The 20240-nt window shown below is 57.2% G+C and carries 14 protein-coding genes; 9 read left to right on the top strand and 5 right to left on the bottom strand.

What is annotated here, in order from left to right; translation table 11 throughout:
- The 3 genes from PN477_RS10230 to PN477_RS10220 form a co-directional block, all read right to left on the bottom strand.
- On the bottom strand, positions 1–3221 hold a 3221-nt coding region (locus PN477_RS10230; protein WP_272122493.1), incomplete at its 3' end, for an NACHT and WD repeat domain-containing protein.
- 301 nt (positions 3222–3522) lie between these two features.
- Positions 3523–4449 carry a ribokinase gene (locus tag PN477_RS10225; protein WP_272122491.1) on the bottom strand — a complete coding sequence of 309 codons (927 nt, stop codon included), beginning with the start codon at positions 4447–4449 and terminating at the stop codon, positions 3523–3525.
- A gap of 23 nt (positions 4450–4472) precedes the next feature.
- Complete coding sequence (locus PN477_RS10220; protein ID WP_272122490.1) at positions 4473–5834, bottom strand: ATP-binding protein; 1362 nt, start codon at positions 5832–5834, stop codon at positions 4473–4475.
- Between the two features lie 506 nt (positions 5835–6340).
- On the opposite strand from PN477_RS10220, the gene PN477_RS10215 reads away from it, so the two are divergent.
- The 3 genes from PN477_RS10215 (at position 6341) to PN477_RS10205 (ending at position 9427) form a co-directional block, all read left to right on the top strand.
- A complete protein-coding gene (locus PN477_RS10215) occupies positions 6341–7171 on the top strand; it encodes a cell division protein FtsQ/DivIB (protein WP_272122488.1) in 831 nt (276 codons plus the stop codon).
- A gap of 4 nt (positions 7172–7175) precedes the next feature.
- Positions 7176–8084, top strand: a complete 909-nt coding sequence (locus PN477_RS10210) for an FkbM family methyltransferase (protein ID WP_272122486.1) — start codon at positions 7176–7178, stop codon at positions 8082–8084.
- A 185-nt stretch (positions 8085–8269) separates the two neighbouring features.
- Positions 8270–9427 carry a glycosyltransferase gene (locus PN477_RS10205; protein ID WP_272122484.1) on the top strand — a complete coding sequence of 386 codons (1158 nt, stop codon included), beginning with the start codon at positions 8270–8272 and terminating at the stop codon, positions 9425–9427.
- Positions 9428–9663: 236 nt separating this feature from the next.
- Here the strand turns inward: PN477_RS10205 and PN477_RS10200 are convergent, their stop codons facing one another.
- Complete coding sequence (locus PN477_RS10200) at positions 9664–10683, bottom strand: hypothetical protein (RefSeq protein WP_272122482.1); 1020 nt, start codon at positions 10681–10683, stop codon at positions 9664–9666.
- 125 nt (positions 10684–10808) lie between these two features.
- The gene (locus PN477_RS10195) at positions 10809–11279 is read right to left on the bottom strand and encodes a hypothetical protein (protein ID WP_272147248.1); all 471 of its coding nucleotides are present in this window, start codon (positions 11277–11279) and stop codon (positions 10809–10811) included.
- Between the two features lie 408 nt (positions 11280–11687).
- Between PN477_RS10195 and PN477_RS10190 the strand changes: the two genes are divergently transcribed.
- The 6 genes from PN477_RS10190 (at position 11688) to mdh (ending at position 20095) form a co-directional block, all read left to right on the top strand.
- Complete coding sequence (locus tag PN477_RS10190) at positions 11688–12386, top strand: Crp/Fnr family transcriptional regulator (protein WP_072619949.1); 699 nt, start codon at positions 11688–11690, stop codon at positions 12384–12386.
- Positions 12387–12480: 94 nt separating this feature from the next.
- A complete protein-coding gene (locus PN477_RS10185; protein ID WP_272122479.1) occupies positions 12481–13707 on the top strand; it encodes a hypothetical protein in 1227 nt (408 codons plus the stop codon).
- A 14-nt stretch (positions 13708–13721) separates the two neighbouring features.
- Positions 13722–14717: a pentapeptide repeat-containing protein gene (locus PN477_RS10180; RefSeq protein ID WP_272122476.1), complete on the top strand. Its 996-nt coding sequence runs from the start codon at positions 13722–13724 to the stop codon at positions 14715–14717.
- Positions 14718–14852: 135 nt separating this feature from the next.
- On the top strand, positions 14853–18719 hold the full coding sequence (locus PN477_RS10175) for a CHAT domain-containing protein (protein WP_272122474.1): 3867 nt from the start codon (positions 14853–14855) through the stop codon (positions 18717–18719).
- Positions 18720–18851: 132 nt separating this feature from the next.
- Entirely contained in the window at positions 18852–19070 is a 219-nt protein-coding gene (gene ndhO / locus PN477_RS10170; RefSeq protein ID WP_072619945.1) for an NAD(P)H-quinone oxidoreductase subunit O, read from the top strand.
- A gap of 41 nt (positions 19071–19111) precedes the next feature.
- A complete protein-coding gene (gene mdh, locus PN477_RS10165) occupies positions 19112–20095 on the top strand; it encodes a malate dehydrogenase (RefSeq protein ID WP_417158789.1) in 984 nt (327 codons plus the stop codon).
- Positions 20096–20240: the final 145 nt, after the last annotated feature.

Below are 20240 nucleotides of genomic sequence, written 5' to 3'. Positions count from 1 at the left end.
CCCCCCCCCCGCCCCTGTTGTTGGATCACGACGCTGGTAATACTGTCCTCTGGCCCCGTCAGGGTGCGGAGTCGTTTCCCCTGGGGTGACCAAATTTGGATGGTGCGATCGCGGCTAGCGGTGGCTAAAAATCGCTGATCGGGACTATAGGCCACATCCCACACCACATCACTATGGCCGTTGAATTGGTTCCGTTCGCGCACCTGATGCAGGGCCTGCTCAAGGCTGGCGAGAACTTTCAGTTGGACGGCTGGGGTGATCTGGGGTTGGGTATTGAGGGGAAAGGCGAGGGGGGTGGCTTGGCGGTGCTGCTCTAAGCGGCGGGCGGCCTGGAGAGCGGTGACCAGGGCGGTCAGGTTTTGACCGGCGGTGAGGGCGGCTTCGGCGGTGGTGCTGAGGGTGAGGAGTTCGGCGTTACTGAGGGCCTGCTCTGCCCGTTGCCGTTGGCCGTTAATTTGCCAGGCCCAGAGGCCCGTTAACCCCGCAAGGAGGGTCATGACCCCCCCCAGGGCGATCGCTGTCCAGCGTTGGCGGGTGAGGTGGAGCAATTGGCGGGAGTTGGCGGCCCGTTCGGCGGCCATTTGGCGTTTGAGGCGATCGCGGTATTGGCGGCGAATCGTCGGCACGAGGTAATCATGCACCAATTGAAACCGGTCTTCAGGATCTTCAGGAAACCGAAACACCAAGCGCGATCCCACCAAAATTTCTAAAATCAGCGTCAATTGCTCCTGATATTGAGCGATGGAGTGATCGGGGTTGGTTTCGTAGAGAATATGACTGAGATCGCTCACCGTCTTGAGGGGGCGGGTGTTGTTGTCGAGGGTGAGGGCGAAGAGGACGTGCCAGGTGGTGGTTTGATGTTCCGGGCCGCAGTCGGCGATGATCGTGGTGAGCGATCGCGTCACCAGTGTGGTTTTCGGATTCGGCCCCAAGGCCCGATAGGCCGCCAAGGTGGTGATCTGATCCGCCTGGAGTTGCGCCCCCAACAGATGCAACTCCAAGGGGCGCACCGTCCCCCGGCCCTCGGCTAAATCAGTAATCCACGCCGCAATTAAATCCGGAGTCAGTTGAAAATGGGCTTGCTCGATCAGATGGGTGATCACCTGTTCCGCTTCGATGGGGCTGAGATCCCGCAGCGCATAGCGGACTTGACGACCGAGGAGATTACTATCAATGCCATCGAGTTCGATATGGCGTTCAATGGCCAAGAGATAATGCAAATAATCGTCCCGCAGCGAGAGGATCACCTTCACGAACGGCAGGCGCAATAAATCCCGGAAAAACTCGTAAAAGCGATGCTGTTCCTCCACGGCGGGGCAAAAGAAGAAAAAGTCTTCAAACTGGTCAAAAATCAACACCGTTAACAGCCGATTCTGACCATTCCAGCGCAGATGATCGAGGAGGCTGGCGATGTCAGTGACGGGATGGTGAAGGGGGGTGGGCATCGCGGCTTGGAAGACGGTGCAGAGGAGGGCATCCCAATGCCGGTATTGGGTTTGGAAGACGGGAACCACTTCCCGCGCTCCGATGATTTGAGATTCGAGGTGGGGGATGAGGTGGTGGAGCAGGCTACTTTTGCCCACGCCCGACGCGCCATGGAGGACGGTGAGGCGATGGTCATGGCGGCTGATCCGTTCGATGAATTGCGCGATCGCCGCTTCCCGACCCGTGACCGAGGGGGAATAGCGGTAGGAGGGATAGAGCTTCATCTCTGGGGTTAGGGGGGTGGGCATCACCCCATAGAACGCCCGTTGGCCGATCATTTGTTCGACTAAATATTGCTCTTGTTTGAGGTTGAAGGCGCGTTTGTAATCATGGTGCTGGGTATGGTGCGATCGCAACTGTTCCACCACTTGCAGATACAGGGCTTCCCGCTGCAACCCAATACTCGAAAGACAAGTAGACCAGGTTTGAATCAGCACCCGGCGGGCCCCTTCGAGGGTCAGGATCGCCGTGGAACTTTGACCCTGACTCGCTTCGGCCTGGGCCCGCACCGCCATCACCCAGACCCAATGGAGCGGATTGTCTTGGGGGGAGAGGGTTGCCGTGGCGATGTTGGCTTGAGCGATCGCCTCGTCCGGTGTGCCTGCCGCTTGGGCCACTTGGGCCCAAAACCCGTGAATCTGCCCCCGATACAGATCCACCGTCTGCACCAAGGGCAAGTCTTGGGCCTCGGTACAGAGCCGCCGCAGGGCGGGCCAATCCTGCTGCTGCACCAAGACAAACCCCCAATGGAGCAAGATTTGCACCGCCAACTCATCCCGCTGGCGCACCGCAAAAATTTCCCAACTGGCTTCGAGATAATGCCGGGTTTGTTGCCAGGCTTCAGCGGCTTGGGCGGGGGATTGTCGCACCTGTTGATGGGTGCAGAGGGCGAGGTGAAACAGCAGTAACCCCTTATGTTCTAAAAACGGATTGCGCAATGAGGCGGACGAGACAATTTGCAAATCCTCCCGCCGTCGTTCCCAAAACCCCTGCCCCTGACTCCATACCGTCAGGCTCTGGTGATAGTGGGCGATCGCTGTCTCCAGTTCCCCAGCCGCATAGGCATCGCGCCCCAAAATAAACTGCCACGTGGCTTCACTAACGGGGGTTAGATGCACCGATCGCTGGGCCGCTTCGAGTTCGTGGCGGAGCCGACAGCCCGGCGCGAGATCCAAGGCCCCATTGGGCAAAAAGGTCAGGGTTCCCGCCTCTAGCACCTGCCGAAATAGATCCTCCGTCACCTGCCACCAGAAGGAAATCGACTCCCGCAGGGACAGTTCAAACTGAATCGACATCGCCGCCCAGCTTTTAAAGTCCGGGGCCAAACGGGTCAGGGCTTGGAGGCTGGTGTCGGTCATCCACAGCACAATCGGCAGGGGCAAAGCGCGGCGAAATTCGTCCCGCACTTGGTTAGCCCCCGCCACCACTGTATTCAGGTCATAAATGGCTTCAAATCCCCACACCATCAAGGCTTCACAGTGGGATTCTTGGTAAATTCCCCGCAGGGTATCAAAGAGGTTGAGGGTGTCGGGGGCGAGGGTGTGCGATCGCCACGGCACGGCTTCCCCCGCTGCGGCAAACCAGTCTTCTAAATCCGTCAGCACTTGGCGCTGTAACTCTTGGTAATTACACCGCACCAAAATCAGGTTAAATTCCCCCAAGGACAGCCGGATCGCCCGTCCCAAGGCAGCGAGCGATCGCTGATTCGCCACCGTCGTCTGTTCTGTCGAAGCCATGCACCCTGAGTTGATTTGATTCTGTGGAACGTTGTTCTGCAACCCCTCACCCAACCCTCTCCCTCAGGAGAGGGCTTTTCTGTGAGCTTCCTTCTCCTAGGGACTACTGCTGATCCATAACCCAAGTTGCGAGTCTGGATCGGGCAGGAGTGAGCCAGAGGCTCACACTACTGTAATCTTCAGTAGTGCGAGTAGTGCGAGCTTCTAGCTCGCTGCCCGGTTCTAGCTCGCTGCCCGGTTCTAGCTCGCTGCCCTGACGGAGAGGGGGATTAAACGCAGGCATACAGTAGATGCTCCCGGTTCATTCTGCATCCTTGGTCTGTAACTGTGCCAGCATTGCGGCTTGACTCGGCAACGACGGCTGCGCCCCGGCTTTACCCACCGCCAACGCCCCGGCCACCGTGCCCCACCGTACCGATTCCGAGATAGATTTCCCCGCCACCTGCGCCGCAATGAACGCCCCATTAAAGGCATCCCCCGCCGCCACCGTATCCACCACCGTTGCCGGATAGGCGGGTACTAGTTCCGCCGCCGTTGGGGTAGCGCACCAAACCCCCCGCTCCCCCAGGGTAATCAGCACCGTCTCCACGCCCCAGCCTTGGATGATGGCAGCGGCTTCGGCCGCTGTGGTGGCATCGGTGACGGGGAAGCCCACGAGTTGGCCGGCTTCCACTTCGTTGGGGGTGAGGACGGTCACGCCGGGCCAGAGATCGGCGGGGATTGAGGTCGTGACGGGGGCAGGATCGAGGAGGACGGGCACTTGGGCAGCGTTGGCTTGAGCGATCGCAGCCTGTACCACCGCTAAGGGAATCCCCAAATCCATCAAGAGCCATTGGGCTGTGGGTAATTGCTCAGCAAGATAGGCTAGCTCGGTCGCGCCCACGGTGGCATTGGCCCCAGCGGCGCAGGCGATCGTATTTTCCCCCGTGGCACTGACGACGATCGAGGCAACCCCAGAATTCACCTCAGGATTCACCCCTAGGCCCGCTGTTCCTACCCCGGCAGCAGTGAGGGCGATCGAGAGGGTTTGACCAAAATCATCACCGCCCACCTGACCGATGAAGTTCACGGGCACACCGAGGCGAGCGATCGCCACCGCCTGATTCGCCCCTTTGCCCCCAAAGGCCGAGAAAAACTCATGGCCAATCAAGGTTTCGCCCGCCTTCGGTAAGCGCGGAGTTTTCACCACCAAATCCATATTGATACTGCCAAGCACAAGGACCGTCATAATCGGGGAAAAACGCTACAGTTCTAGCGTACACGGTGGGCATCATCCTTAGCGGTGGAGATCGGGATCAGTTGCCGGGCCATGGCTTTAAAGGGTTCAGTTTCCATCAGGGCAGGATTAATCCCAAACCAGCGGCCCTGTTCATCTCGATATTCAAAGACGAACATACTCCGCAGCAGCAATTGATATTCTTTTTCACCGCTGAGGCTCTGTTCGCGCAGCACTTGAAAAATTAACTCCCATTCATGCTGTTCGAGGGCGAGGAGGAGATCGTCTTGGTAGCTGCGGATCACGGTTTCGGCACAGTCGCGGGGGATGGGGGGATCTTGGTGACGCAGACAGGTGTAGAGCAGGCCGAGGAGGTTGCGCACATGGCCGCCGCTGATCTGACAGAGGCGATCGAGGGTGCTGCTGTGGTCAAAGAGTTCGGTGATTCGGTCGAGGCGTTGGGCGGGCTTGAGGTCGGGGAAGGCGCGGGCGAGGATCATCTGTTTGAGCAGATCCATGCCCTGTTGATGTTCGCGCCCGTCGCGGTGTTGGATTGGGATCATTGGTAGGATCGTGGGAGCAACGCCGCCGCCAAGGCGATTTTTGAGGGTTTGGTAGTCGTTGGAGAAGATCAGGTCAAGGGGGATGGTGTAGACCATGTGGCATTGCAGGCGGCGCAGTTGGGAGCCGCGATCAATGAAGAGGTGTTCGGGGAGCGATCGCGTCGGCGTGAGTTGACTGGGGGAAATGCGATCGAGGTTGTCCACAATCACCACGAGGCCTTGCTTGCCGCGATATTTTAATTCTTGATTAGCACGGGCGAGAATTTCGGTGTTGATAGCCCGTAACAGGCCTTCGGTGCGCGGTTCGAGGGATTGCTTGAGTTGTTCGCGCAGTTTGGGGTTGTCCTTGGCTTTGGCGGTGATTTTGGCGATACCGACGGAGAGTTCCGCCTCGGTTTCCAGGTCTAAGGGGGTTTGCAGCAGTGACTTAACATCCTGCAAGAGGGTGACGAAATAGCCGGGTTTGAAATGAATGCTCTCGGCTTCGAGGCTTTCGCTGACGGAGCGGGCGATCGCTAATAAAATATCGCTCACACTCACATCGGCCATGTCTAAATCCCGACTCGATTCAAAATAGACCACATGAAAATCCTGGGCCTCTAACCCCGCTTTGAGGCGCAGCAGTTCGGTGGATTTGCCGCAGCCAATGTGACCGCTAAACAGTTGGCAGGTGGGTTCGTCGGGGGACAGACGGGCGATCGTTCGTTCGAGCGCCTCCACAATTTTGCCCCCCCGCACGGCGGCAAAGTCAATGTAGTAGCGGCGATCGTTCGGATTGCCGAGATTTAACGTCTTACTGGGGTTACACGCTTTGAAAAAAAGATGCAATTGCATGAAAATTCATTCCCTGATGTAGATGCAGTCACTGAGGGATGATCCCTAAATTCAGTGGTGGCGAGGGGATGTCCAGATTTAACCCCGGTGATGAAGCGATACCCTTCAAACACCTTCAGCCCTGTTAAAAACTGACCGTGTTGGGGGGATGACCCAGGACATCCACATCGCTCTGAGACTGTGTCTTGAACGGGTCAGCCTAGGTCTTGAGCTGAGGCTCAGAATCGAGGCTGACCGGTCGTGATCCCATGAGAACTTGCGCATGGTGATCAGTCACTGTTAAAAGATGCAGATTGATTAAAGCTGTGATGACAGTCTTGAGTGTACTCAGTGGTAGCGATCTTGAGGCCCTTGGTGTCTCCCCTAACCGCAATTGTACGGAGTTGAGAATCAGGCAAGACCTCACGGACGCAGAGGGGTAGGGTATCATAGCCGATAAGCCAATCGGCCGTTGATTGCGATCGCAGCCGGTTCCGTTGGCACGACAGTTTTGGGGCAATGCTGATATGGCTACGCTTACCTCCACCACATCCGATGAGTTAAAAAGTCGTCGTCTGCGCTTAAAACGGCGGCGGCAACTGTTGATCTTACAAAAACTATGGCGATCGCTCCTCGTCTGTAGCATGGCGGGCGGCATGGTCTGGCTCGTCACCCGTCCCGACTGGGTGATCACATCCCCTGACCAGGTGAAAATCCAAGGCGTGGAACACCTCAGCGAAGCCACGATCCGCGACTTGATGCCCCTCGACTATCCCCAACCCCTCCTTGAGGTGAAGCCCAAACGCCTCAGCCAAGCCCTCGAAGCCCAGGCCCCCATCGCCGCTGCCGTCGTCACCCGTAAGCTCCTCCCCCCCAGCTTGACCCTGGAAATCCAAGAACGCCAACCCGTGGCGATCGCCCTCCCCGGCAACGCCATCATCGCCACCAGTGACACCCGCCCCGATGGCGTGGGCTTCGTCGATGCCCAAGGCATTTGGATGCCCCATGACAGCTACAGTAACCTTGAAACCACCACCCACCTCCCCACCCTCACCGTCATCGGCCTCTCCGATCGCACCCGTCCCCATTGGCCCGACATCTACACCCTCCTCAGCCAAGCCACCATCGAAATCTTTGAAATTGACCTGCAATCCCCCACAAACCTGATTCTCCACACCGAACTCGGTGAAGTTCACCTCGGCGGCTACAGCAGCAACCGCTTAACCCAGCAGCTTGATGTTCTCGCCCAAATGCGCACCCTGCCCACCCATATCCAACCCAGCGACATCGACTACATCGATCTTCAAAGTCCCGACGCGCCCGCCCTCCAACTCAACCCCCCCACCCCCAGCAACTAACACCATGCTGCCTCCCTACCTGACCCGCCCGGAATATGTCTTGCAACCCCGGCAACTCTGGCGGCGCTTCGGTCGCCCGAAAGCTGACACCGTCGGCATCCAAAAAATTACACCGCCCTGGGGCTTCCCGCTCTGGGTGGAGCCGCGCCCGGATCATACGGTGGAATGGTCGCTCTGGGTGATGGGGCTGTATGACTTGGCCCTGAGTGAAACCCTCTGGCGACTGACGGAACCGGGGGAAACGGTGCTCGATGTGGGGGCGAATATTGGCTATGTGACGAGTTTGTTGGCGGCGCGGGTGGGGGCGCGGGGTCGGGTGATCGCCATTGAGCCGAATCCGGAGGTGTATGGCGAATTGGAACGGCATCGGTCAGCGTGGCGGGAGTTGGGCAGCGGGGCAACGGTGGAATTACATGCGATCGCCCTCGCCAACCAAGCCGGAACCGCCACCCTCCGCATCCCCAAACGCAACCGCTGCGAAGCGGCCATTTTCACCACAACCAACGACAACCCCGCCGACACCCTGCGGATTGAAACCGTCCCCCTCACCACCGGCGATGCGTTGTTACCCGATGATCCGGCCATTGGGGTGTTGAAAATCGATATTGAAGGCTATGAATTAGCGGCGTTTCAGGGGTGCGATCGCCTCCTGCGCCATCGCTGCATTCGGGATATCGTCTACGAACAACACGAAGGTTATCCCAGCCCCGCCACCCAATATCTGATCGACCGGGGTTACACCATTTTTCGGATTTGGAAAGGCTTCTGGAAACCCCTCCTCTACCCCCCCGACTTTAGCGATGTTCACCCCTGGGAACCCCCCAACTACCTCGCCACCCTTGATCCCGATCGGGCCCGGCAGAAATTGCGATCGCGCGGTTGGCAAATCCTCCAAACCCGATCGCCACGATAGGATCTGTCTCCGTATGATCCTTCAAGTTCCTCAAAAAAGACCTGTTAAGGTATAACGGAAGTTAATTTTTCACCCCCATTCCTTGAGGAAATCAGCAGAGAGGATAATGGTTCAACGGTATGGCATAGCCTCACACTATGATTCGTGATCTTGAGGTGTATTTTGTTGGTGATGATGGATAGAGCATGAACATATTGAGTGTCCACAATCAGTACATGATCCGGGGGGGAGAAGATGAGTCTGCGATCGCTGAATGTCAACTGTTGCGACAGCACGGTCATACCGTCACCACCTATTCCGAAACCAACAAAACCATCACCCAAAACAATCTCACCAAACTCGCCCGCGACACCATTTGGTCAAAAAAAACCTATCAAAACATCACCCAGATTCTGCAACAGGATCACTACGATGTTGTTCATGTCCACAACTTTTTCCCCTTAATCTCGCCATCGGTCTACTACGCCGCTAAAGATGCAGGGGTCGCCGTCGTGCAAACCCTCCATAACTATCGCCTCCTCTGCGCCAATGGCCTCTTTTTCCGTAATGGCCAGATTTGTCACGATTGTTTAAATAAACCCATTCCCTACCCCGGCCTGATCCACAGTTGTTATCGGAGTCGGCCCGCCACCGCCGTCACCATTGCCATGGTGATGACGCACCATGCGTTAGGCACGTGGAAACATCACATTGATCGCTATATTGTCATGAGTGAAAAGGGGCGCAGCCTCTTTACCCAAAGTGGTTTCCCCACCGATAAAATTCACGTTAAACCCCATTTTGTAGACCCCGATCCTGGCATCGGATTAGGCGATGGCAACTATGCGTTGTTTGTCGGTCGCTTGTCAGTGGAAAAAGGGCTTGACCTCTTAATCCAGGCTTGGCAAATCCTGGATCATCCTTTGCCCTTAAAAATTGTCGGCAGTGGCCCCCTCGAACCCGCATTAACCGCCGCCACCCAACAATCCCAGTCCATTCAACTCCTTGGATCTGTCCCGTTAGAACAAGTTTATGAATTGATGAAACGAGCGGCGGTGGTGATTTTTCCCTCGAAGTGGCATGAAACCTTTGGCCGGGTGATCATCGAAGCTCTTGCCGTCGGCACTCCCGTCATCGCCTCCCGCCTCGGTGCATCACCGGAATTAATCACCACGGGCAAAACGGGCTATTTGTTTGAACCCAATAACCCAGAGTCCCTAGCGGCGGCGGTGAAAGAATTCCTCAGACACCCTGATCCCTTAGCCCTGCGCCGGGCAGCGCGGCAGAGTTTTGAGCAACGCTACACAGCGGCCCAAAATTACGAGCAACTGATGGACATTTACCGGATGGTTTGTAATCCCTAGTGCAGCGTCAATGCCAAGAATCAGGATGTTTGTAGGGTGCTGTTAGCGAAGCGTAACGCACCGTCACATTGAGTGTTGGACATTCAAGACAATCCGAATATTAAGTCTTGACTCTGTACTAGTGCAGCGTCAATGCAAAGAATTAGGATGCTGTTGGCAAAGCGTAACGCACCGTCACGTTGAGTGTTGGACATTCAAGACAATCCGAATATTAAGTCTTGACTCTGTACTAGGGGCTAGCGCACGGATTGGGAGTAGGAGTCGAAGCGGAGGACATTGCCGGAGAAATAGAAGCGGTAGCGTGTGCCACGGGTGAGGCGTTCGGTGGTGAAGCTGCCGTCGGTTTTTTGGTATTGGATGGTGATCCAGTCGTCGGTGAGTTGGGTGTAGGCGTTGGGGAAAAGTTGGGTCATGCGGTTGTTGACGGAGAAGTTGATGGGCTGGCCGGTGAGGTTATGGATGGCGGTGATGATGGTGGCGTTGGACGGGAAAAGTTCCGTTTCGAGAACGCGCCCATCAGGACAGCGGAGTTGACGGCGATCGCGCAAATCGGCACAGACATTGGTGGCCACGCTGTCATTGGCACAGGCGCGATCCTCTCGCCAGGTTGCCGGTCGATCCTCTGTGCGCAGATTCCGGTCAATGGTGGCGGTGAATTGGCCTGCATCAATCACCTCGCGGCGGTCTTTGATTTCATATTCAAAGATGTTTTCGCCAGGCAGAACGTGGAAAAAACGGCCACTGTGGTCTGTGCCAAAGCGCATATTGGTTTCTTCTGAAAGTCGCCCTTCCTCGTATTCACGATCGGTGTAGGGATAGGGGTCATCGTCGAGGCCGCGGGTAATGTTGCGAACCATGACGCGACGGCGGCGGGCGGTGGGGATTGCGTCGGAAAAGAAGCGGGCTTCGATGGTGGCGGTTTGTTCCCCTGGACAGTCGCCGAAGTATTCCACTTCGTTGAGGGTGACTTGGTTGGGGGTACGAACACCAAGGAATTCCCAACCGAGGGCGGGGGGGGGCGGTTCAAGGTTCTCCGGCTGGCTCACTTCGGGGGGTTCGGGGTCGGCCATGGTGGGGATATTGAGGGGGGAGGGGTATTGAGCGATCGCCCCCCCACCGACGAGAATCACCACCACCGTTAAGAGGCTGAGGCTGAGCAGGAAGAAGCGTTTTAAGGGTTTTAACAGATTTTTCATCATGAGGATCGCAACGGTGGGCAAGGCTTCAAGGCGGCTGAGGCTGGATGGATCAATCACCGTCGGCGCGTTGATTGCAGCACAAGTTCATCAGGGGGTGTTTTTTAACGAAGCTGCTGGGCGGTGAAAGGTTCCCTTTTGTTCCGTAATTTTACGGTTAACGGATCAAGCGGGTGCATCGCGGATCAATAACTTTTCTGAATGAAATGATGAGCGATCGCCATCAGTCCCCAACGGGCTTGGGCGAGGGGACGCGCCTCCCCCCAGATGCGGTGATCTTGGTAGTAGTCGAGGCTGGCTTGGCAGAGGGTTAAACGAGCCGTTGGGGGGAGAGGAGGGGAGGCGAGGCGATCGCCAAAATCCAACAACGCCGCGATCCACTCGGCATCCGCTGCGGTGAGGGCCGACCAGGGCAACGGCGGCGTGAGGTCATACTCTCGCCTGGCGAGGATCAAGAGGTCTGACCAGCGTTGCAACGTATATTGTACTGAAATTTCTAATCCTAAAGACTCCGCCATCTGGCCAGGCGGCAACGCTGTCCAGGCTTCAGCATAGCGTTGGCTTAACCAGGCTGCGATCGCCGCCGCACTCCAGACCCAATCGAGGCTGAGGGGGGCTTCTCCCGGTTGCCAGCCACTCACTTCACAAATATTCAAAACGAGAGTTTGGGGTTGATAATTCCATCGTTTGGCCCATTGACGAACCAATGAGCTGCGATATCGAATCGGATTCGGTTGTCTAACCCGATACACTGGTAATGTATCTGCGACTGGGATCGGAGTTGAATGAACAACTTGAGCCAGAGTATCGACTAAGTCGTTTTGGAGTTGCTGTTTAAGCGAAACATGCAGCGGAACTCCCAAAGCATCCTCCTTGAGTTTCAGGTGTATAGCTTAATTAAACGCTGTCGTTCGGATTGCCCAATGGCGAACCAAGGCAGAATCCTAACTATTGCTTCAGTTGTCATTGTGTTGTCCCTGTACACTACTCTTCGGGGTTGGTTGCACCTAATACATCTGTGATCACTTCGTTCGCTTTTCTCACTATCACCGTTCCGAAAATTCATGTCAGTACCTGTTACCCTAACCGAAATTGAGTGTCCTTCTATTCCATGGGAGTTGCTCTGTAACTGGGCCACAACACATTACCGCGATCGCATTTTTACCCGCGACGAAATGATTCCCGCCCGTCCGGGGCTGCTCTATCTTGTCCAGCAGGGGGCCATTCGCTTGATGGGCAGTGCCCAGCCAACCACGGGCAATCGGGTGATTGCGGATAGCGAACCGGAAGAGACGTTTTTAGGGTTTGTGCGGGCAGGGTTGCCCTTTGAATTTGTTGCCCATGCGCCGTTTAATTTTCAGGCCTATGCCCATGTGGACAACACCAAAGTGATTTGGCTCTATTGGCAAGATCTAGAACGGTGGCCGGATATTCAGCGCGAGGTGTTGACGGCGTTTCGCTACCAACATCAGCGCAAACTCCTATGGTTGAGCACCCTGGGCCAACGCCGCACGATCGATCGCCTGATCGGGGTGTTGACTCTGTTGATGGAGGAATGTGGTGAACCGTGGGAAAGTGGCTATCGGTTGCCGTTTGTCTTGACCCATGCCCATTTAGGGAGTGCGATCGGTTCGACGCGGGTGACGGTGACGCGGTTGATGGGGCGGTTGCGGGAGCATGGGCAGATTGTGATCGTCGATGATAATTTGATTGCCATGCCTCAACTCGAACCCTCGACGGCGGGTTTGGCTTCAGAAGACTAGGGGGAATTCCGGGGGCTGTGTGGGTTGCATCACCCCTAATCTCGTAGGAGTTGATCTAGGATAAGTTGGGTGTTATGTGAATGAGGTGGGTCGAATGGTATCGGTACAATCTTCGCTAGAGACGATCGCGCAATCCCTAACCCATCATGGGAATGCGTTGCGCATCCGTAAATTGATGTTTTGCGCCTGTACTCAACGCTGGGAACACGATCGCGCCTTGATCGAAAACATTGCGATCGCCGGTTTGATCAAAGATCTCTACAATCAATACCCCAACTTTGATGCCTTGACCCAAGCCCTGTTTGCGGTGGTGAAGCAACTCAATCGCAAAAGCGAATATTCCCGCCTCGCGGAAACCATTCTCGACACCCTCCATCCCCTCTACCAAACCCTGGCCGACGAAGGCGATACGGTCTTTGGCTCAGAAGCGAGCACAGATTTCACCCCCGAAACGACCCAGTTTTCACCCCTGCCATCCCTGGCCCGACCGGTCGAGGGGGACGAAACGTTACTGAAGGCGATCGCCCATAACCTCAGCCATACCGATCACAACCTGCGGATTCGGAAAATGCTGTGGTGCTTAAACTATAGCGAATGGCAAAGCGAGCCTCAGGCGTTGTTTAACCTTGATCTTCCCCAACTGTTAGGCCAACTCCACCACGATTATCCCACCCTCGAAGACATCCACAGCGCGTTACACAATGTCGCGAATCATGTCAGCCGCCCCTCGGAATATCAAGCGATCGCCGCCATCATTGTCCAGCACATCAGTCCGCTGTACCAAGCCACCCCCGCCCCGGCCTCCGACCCCACCGTTAATCAGGCCGATAATGACACTCAGGTCATGATCCAAACGACGCTGTCTCCCCCGGATTGGGACGATCTTTCCGAACTGCCGAACCTGGATTTTTTAGCCGACACTCCTGGCATCACCACCGCCTACGAGTTACAGTCCAGCACCAACTTCACCCCCGCCACCCCGCCCCGCGAATTGCAATCCCCCGCCCTCAAGCAACCCCAGTACGATCGCTACGTGGTGCGCTTAGAGGTGATGAAATACGCGAATCCGTTGCGGGCGAAGATTTTGGCGTATTCTACGGTGCATCATAAGTTTGAGCATGGGGGCCATGAATGGTCAAACCTGCGCACGGAACCCTTTGATGATCTGCTGTGGGCGCTCTACGATGCCTACCCGATCTGGGATCGACTGGTGAAATTACTCTGTCAGACAGCGGAACAACTAGACGCGCCCGATGAAAGTATGCAGGCCGCCGAAGCGATCGCCAAAGCCCTCAAGCCCTTCTATCCCCCCACCTTTTAAGACCTCAGAACCCTATGGATGCTCAAGAATTATGCGATCGCTACGCCGCCGGTGAAACCGAATTTGCCCGCGCCAACCTCAGCGGCCTCAACCTCACCAACGCCGACCTAATCGGGATCAACCTCACCCAAGCCGACCTCCACGGCGCGACCTTGCTCTTTGCCTACCTCAGCCGTGCCCAACTGCGCAAAGCCAACCTCACCGGCACGAAACTGAGCGGGGCCAACCTCAACCAAGCCAGCCTCACCAGTGCCAGCCTCCACAATGCCGACCTCCACGGGGCCAGCCTCCAAGGGGCCGACCTGCGCAATGCCGATATCACCCTCGCCACCCTCCTCGATGCCAACTTGATCGAAGCAGACCTACGGGGCACAAACCTGAGCGGCGCAAACCTGACCGGGGCTTGTCTACGGGGGGCCAACCTCCGCGAAGAGCGGCGCATCTATAGTTCCAGTTTGACCGGGGCGATTCTCTGTAATGTGGACTTGCAAGGGGCCAATTTGAAAGGGGCCGATTTACCCAAGGCGAATATGAGTGGGGCGAATTTGCGGGAGGTGAATTTTCGCAATGCAGACTTAAGCGGGGCGGATTTGAGCGGGGCAGACCTGAGCGGGGCGTTTTTGTCGGAGGCGAATCTCAGCGGTGTGGATTTCACCGGGGCGATCTTGAAACAGACGCGGATGGAGCGGGTCTTGATGCCGGAGGCGCAGTTAAGCCAAGCCAATTTAGCAGGGGCGTTGTTGATCGATGCGCGGATGGCCAAAACGGATCTGTCGGGGGCGAATTTAACGGGGGTGCGCCTCAATCGCGCCGATCTCAGTCGGGCGAATTTAAAAAATGCGAACCTGACGGAAGCGGAACTGATTGAAACCTACTGTGCGCGCACCAATATGACGGGGGTGAATTTAACGCGGGCGAATTTGGTGCGGGCGGAACTGAGTACGGCGACGCTAACCTGGGTGGAATGGACGGGGGCGACGATGCCCGATGGCAGCCAATATCAGGCTTAGGCTGAGCGGGTTGTGATGTTTTTTTTGTGATTAGAGCAAAGCGGTCGGAGGTGGGAGATACTGAGGGGTGAGGTTAGGTCTGCCTGATTCGCGACTCAATCACAACATCCTATCAATCCGTTTTTAATAAAAAAAATGCACTTGGCGCGTTTTGGCTCTGGTGCGATCGCTCTGATTCTGTGGGGCTTGCCACCATCGCGGGCGATCGCGCAATCAATCATTCCAGCCACTGACGGCACGGGTACACAGGTTCACATCCAAAGCCAAACCTATACCATTTCAGGCGGTCAGACCTCGGCGGACGGGGCAAATCTCTTCCACAGTCTCCAACATTTTGGGCTGAACTCCGGAGAAATCGCTAATTTTTTGGGCAGGGCGGAACTGCGGAATATTTTGGCGCGGGTCGTGGGGGGCAGTCCGTCCCAGATTGATGGGCTGATTCAAGTGTTGGGCGGTCGTCCGAATCTGTACCTGATGAATCCGGCGGGGCTGTTGTTTGGGGCGGGGGCGCGGTTGAATGTGCCGGGGGATTTTATCGCAACGACGGCGACGGGGATCGGGTTTGGCAATGGCCAATGGTTCGAGGCGATCGGGTCAGCGGACTATGGGCAGTTGGTGGGCGATCCGAATCAATTTGCGTTTGATCTGACCCACGGGGGTGCGATCGTCAATGGGGGGGATTTACAGGTTAATCCGGGTCAGCAATTGAGCTTGATTGGCCATGGGGTGATCAATACCGGGAATCTGACGGCTCCGGGGGGGGAGATTACGATCGCATCCGTTCCCCACAGCAGCCGGATTCGTCTCTCTCAACCGGGCCACCTCCTTAGCCTCGAACTCACCCCGCCCCGCACCCCCAGCGGCGACATGCTCGCGATCGCTCCCCTGGATCTCCCCACCCTCCTCACCGGGGCCTCGGATCTCGATCTCGGCATAACGGCCACCCCCAACACCTTCACCCTCAGCACCACGGGCCAAACTTTCAGCCTCGATCCGGCCCTGGCGATTGTGTCCGGTCGGTTGGATGTGCGCGATCGCATCGGGGGGGCGATCCAGGTCTTGGGCGATCGTGTTGGTCTCTTCGGGGCGGATCTGGATGCGTCGGGGGACTTCGGCGGCGGCAGGATTCGCGTCGGGGGCGACGATCGCGGCCTGGGGCCACTGCCAACGGCACAATTCACGGCGGTGGATGCGGCGAGTACCTTAAACGTCACTGCCCATCACCAGGGCGACGGGGGCAGCGCGATCGTCTGGGCGGATGACACGACCCAATTTCAAGGCACAATCTGGGCTGAGGGGGGAAGCTTCGGCGGCGATGGGGGGTTTGTGGAGGTGAGCGGCTATCAAACCTTGGTGTTTGATGGGCAGGTGAGCGCGATCGCCCCCCTCGGAACCGTCGGCACACTCCTCCTCGACCCGTCGATTATCACCATCGTTGCAGGTAGCACCACCGCCCCAGCAGAATTAGGGGACAATAACCCCTTGATTTGGGGTGGGGGACGGCTAGACCCCCAGGAAGACAGCGGCGCTCAACAGATTGGTGTGGATAATCTGCGCACCCTCTTACTCGCCAACGATCTCACCCTTGAAGTCTCCGATGAAATTATCTGGGCGGCGGGAGCCAGCTTAGACACCACGGGATTTGGGGCGAATCGTACCTTAACCCTCCGGGCAGATAATGACATCACATTTAACGGGAATCCCATCACTGCCGGGGGCAATCCGTTAAATCTCGTGTTGCGATCGAACACCGATAACGGTACGCGGGGCGATATCAATACCCAAGACATCACCACCAACGGCGGCAACCTCACCATTGATAACAATAACCGTATTACCTTGGGCAACGTCACCACCAACGGCGGCGCGATTACCATGACCTTGCCGAGGGTGCAAAATATTACGGCGGGCATTCTCGATAGTTCGAGCGGGGCGGCGGGGGGAAATGTGACGCTGACGGGAGATGGTGATATTACCGTAGCGGCAATTAATGCCCAAGGCGGTACGGGGGCCGGGGGCGCGGTGCTGATCACCTCCCGCAAGCAGTTTGAAGTGACGGGTACGTTTACGGCTCAGGATGGTTCGACGGCGAGCATCAGTGCGATCGGCAGTAGTCCCGGCTCGGTGACGATCGCTTACGAAACCGGGCAGGCGAATCCAACATTTACCCTAGGATCTGGGGTAACAAAAAGTGGCACGGCGGGCGCGATTACCACGGGCGATCGCACCCTCCTCCCCGATCAAACCTTGTCAGGTCGTAATATTGGCTCGATCAACATCTACGCCGATACTCCCGCCACCCTCGAACCGCCCCCCACCGCCGACCCGGAACCCATCCCGATGGCCTCGAAACCCACCGCACCGGCCCCGGAACCCGTCCCGACGGCCTCGGAACCCACCCCGACGGCCCCGGCAGCAACGCCCCCCACTGTCCCCGACCTGACCGCCATCAGCCCCAACGATCTCACCCCTGCCGCCAACACCCCCAGTAGCAGTGATGCGATCGCCACAGCGGCCGGTGGTGGGGGCGGTTCGTCTCAAATGAGCGCGGTTTCGTTTGCCGCCGCAGAGCAATCCTTTACGGCCTCGTTTAATGCCTACTTTGCGTCAGGGTCAGGGGATGCGGCCGATTCGAGCGCATCCGGTGGGTCTTCCTCCGGTTCCTCTCCCGTGGTGGCGACGAGCTTTAATGCCACCAACGGGAGCGAGGCGGGCATCGGGGGACGGAGTAGCGTGGATGGAGACAGTGCAACCCAGGCAGGCGGCGATACCAGTGCCTTGAGTGGGTTAAACACGAGTAACAGTGATGGCAATGGGGATGGCAATGATGGGGATGAATCGGCCGCTGAAACGGTGATGACCCTGGCCGAAGCTCAGGCCAGTTTGCGCAATGTGGAAGCGGCGACGGGGGTGAAACCGGCCTTGCTCTATGGGTTGTTTGTGCCGCCGATTGGGACGCGGGTTGAATCCCAAGATACGGATCAGCTTTATGTGATGTTGGTGTTGCCCACGGGTGATCCGATTGTGCGGGCTATCCCGGCGACGCGACAAATGGTGTTGCGGGTGGCGGGGCAGTTTCGGCGATCGGTGCAGTCGCTGGAACATCAGGCGTATCTGCGTCCGGCGCAACAACTCCATCGCTGGCTGATTGAACCGGTGGTGGCGGATATTGAGGCGGCGGAGATTCATCACCTAACGTTTTTATTGGATGATGGGCTGCGATCGCTCCCCGTAGCCGCGTTTCACAATGGCGATCGCTTTTTAATCGAAGACTATAGCCTCAGCCTCATGCCCAGCATGGCGTTAAGCGATTTAAGTTACGTCAGAATCAATGGTTTAGGGTTGTTGGCGATGGGGGCCGAAACGTTCGACGATCACGATGCCCTCCCGGCCGCAGGAACAGAGGTGGAACTCTTGACGAGTGAACTCTGGCAGGGCACATCCCTCAAAAATGAAGACTTCACCAGCGATGCCCTCAAATCCACCCGTCAACGCACCCCCTACGGCATGATTCACCTCGCCACCCACGGTAATTTCAGCCCCGGCACGCCCCAAGATTCCTACATTCAACTGGGTAATGAACGGCTGGGGTTGGATGAACTGCGCCAATTGGGATTAAACGATCCGCCGGTGGAATTGATGGTGTTGAGTGCCTGCCAGACGGCCCTGGGGGATACGGAGGCGGAATTGGGGTTTGCGGGGTTGGCGGTGCTGGCGGGGGTGAAGACGGCGGTGGGTAGCCTGTGGCAGATTAGCGACCTGGGGACGTTGGGCTTTATGACGAGCTTTTACAGCCAGTTGCAAACCGCCTCGATTAAAGCCGAAGCCCTCCGTCAGTCCCAGTTAACCCTGTTGCGCGACCGGGTGCAATCCCAGGACGGACAGTTACAGGTGGGCGATCACACCGTCCCCCTCCCCGCCGCCCTCGTGAACAGTGAAGGCGCAAGTTTCACCCATCCGTACTACTGGAGCACCTTCACAATGATCGGCACGCCGTGGTAATTCCGCCACACCCCCGCCTGTGCCACAATGAACAAGGGCAGGCACTAATGCTCCAAGGGCTGATGGCGGCCCAACGGTCAGAATCCGATCTGATCCTGAATCCAACCTGAACCGTACACACAAGGAAAATCTATGGCAGGCAAAATTAAACGGGGTTCCCTCGTCCGCGCTGTGCGTGACGCATTGGTCGGCAGTCTCGAAGCGACTGCGAGTGATGCTCGCTTCCCGTCCTATCTTTTTGAGAGTAAAGGGGAAGTGGTGGAACTTGAAGGCGACTACGCTTTTGTGAAATTTTACGTGCCCACCCCTGGCATGTGGTTAAAGGTGGAACAGTTGGAATTGGCCGAATAGCGGCGCGAGGGGAATCGCCCCCAATCGTATTTCCTTGAGGAATGAACACCATGGATAGTCTAGGGTCGGAGTCGTTGCGATCGCATTTCCCCTGGCCGCTTGTGGCCGTGATTGGCGCGGGTCGCGTCGGGAGCACCCTCGCCCAGCGTCTGGTGGAAAATCAGATCGCGGATGTGGTTTTGCTCGATGTGGTGGAAGGATTGCCCCAAGGCATCGCCCTTGACCTCATGCAAGCCCAAGGCCTCGAAGGCCATGGCTGCACCCTGATCGGCACCAATGACTACGGCGACACCCAAAATGCTGATGTGGTGGTGATTACGGCAGGGTTTCCCCGTCGGCCCGGCATGGATCGGGATGACCTCCTCAGCAGCAATACCCAAATTGTCACCACGGCGGCCAAGGCCGCGATCGCCCAATCCCCCAACGCGCTCCTGCTGGTGATCACCAATCCCCTCGATGTGATGACCTACGCCGCTTGGCACGCAACCCAACTCCCCCCCCATCGGGTGATAGGGATGGCGGGGATGCTGGATTCCGCACGGCTGCAACAGTTCATTGCCCAGGCTTTAAATGTGGCCAGTTGTGATGTGCAAACGCTGGTGCTCGGTGGCCATGGTGATTTAATGCTGCCCCTGGCGCGGTACTGCACCGTGCGCGGCGTTCCCCTGACGGAATTGCTGCCCAGCGATCGCATCCAGGCCCTCATTGAACGCACCCGCAACGGTGGCGCGGAACTCGTGAAGCTCTATCAAACCGGCAGCGCCTTCTATGCCCCGGCCTCGGCGGCGGCGCTCATGGTGAAAGCGATCGCCCAACCCACCCCCCACCTGATGCCAGCATCGGCCTATCTCGACGGTGAATACGGCATCCGCGACCTGTTCGTCGGTGTCCCCTGCTGGCTCAACCACACCGGCATCACCCAAATCCTGGAACTTGACCTCACAGAAGCCGAACTCCTCGCCCTCCAAGCCTCCGCCGTTGCGATTCGCGACAATGTTCAACAGATTCTGCACCACATCCCCTGAGCCAGTTAGGAAGCTGGTTGACTGACAAAATTAGAAAGCCCTCACCCTAGCCCTCTCCCTAGGGGCTACTGCTTATACATAACGTTCAAATGTTGGCCTCGTCTGCGTTTGATCCCCCTAAATCCCCCTTAAAAAGGGGGACTTT

This window comes from Spirulina subsalsa CS-330, assembly GCF_028330765.1.
Lineage (GTDB): Bacteria > Cyanobacteriota > Cyanobacteriia > Cyanobacteriales > Spirulinaceae > Spirulina > Spirulina subsalsa_A.
The sequence above is the reverse complement of the archived record's forward strand: the minus strand, read 5'-3'. Positions and strand labels throughout refer to the sequence as shown.

What these genes read in the sequence shown, in the direction of transcription:
- PN477_RS10225 (WP_272122491.1), bottom strand. Translation starts at nt 4,449, where the DNA reads ATGACGGTCCTTGTGCTTGGCAGTATCAATATGGATTTGGTGGTGAAA.
- PN477_RS10220 (WP_272122490.1), bottom strand. Translation starts at nt 5,834, where the DNA reads ATGCAATTGCATCTTTTTTTCAAAGCGTGTAACCCCAGTAAGACGTTA.
- PN477_RS10215 (WP_272122488.1), top strand. Translation starts at nt 6,341, where the DNA reads ATGGCTACGCTTACCTCCACCACATCCGATGAGTTAAAAAGTCGTCGT.
- PN477_RS10210 (WP_272122486.1), top strand. Translation starts at nt 7,176, where the DNA reads ATGCTGCCTCCCTACCTGACCCGCCCGGAATATGTCTTGCAACCCCGG.
- PN477_RS10205 (WP_272122484.1), top strand. Translation starts at nt 8,270, where the DNA reads ATGAACATATTGAGTGTCCACAATCAGTACATGATCCGGGGGGGAGAA.
- PN477_RS10190 (WP_072619949.1), top strand. Translation starts at nt 11,688, where the DNA reads ATGTCAGTACCTGTTACCCTAACCGAAATTGAGTGTCCTTCTATTCCA.
- PN477_RS10185 (WP_272122479.1), top strand. Translation starts at nt 12,481, where the DNA reads ATGGTATCGGTACAATCTTCGCTAGAGACGATCGCGCAATCCCTAACC.
- PN477_RS10180 (WP_272122476.1), top strand. Translation starts at nt 13,722, where the DNA reads ATGGATGCTCAAGAATTATGCGATCGCTACGCCGCCGGTGAAACCGAA.
- PN477_RS10175 (WP_272122474.1), top strand. Translation starts at nt 14,853, where the DNA reads ATGCACTTGGCGCGTTTTGGCTCTGGTGCGATCGCTCTGATTCTGTGG.
- ndhO (WP_072619945.1), top strand. Translation starts at nt 18,852, where the DNA reads ATGGCAGGCAAAATTAAACGGGGTTCCCTCGTCCGCGCTGTGCGTGAC.
- mdh (WP_417158789.1), top strand. Translation starts at nt 19,112, where the DNA reads ATGAACACCATGGATAGTCTAGGGTCGGAGTCGTTGCGATCGCATTTC.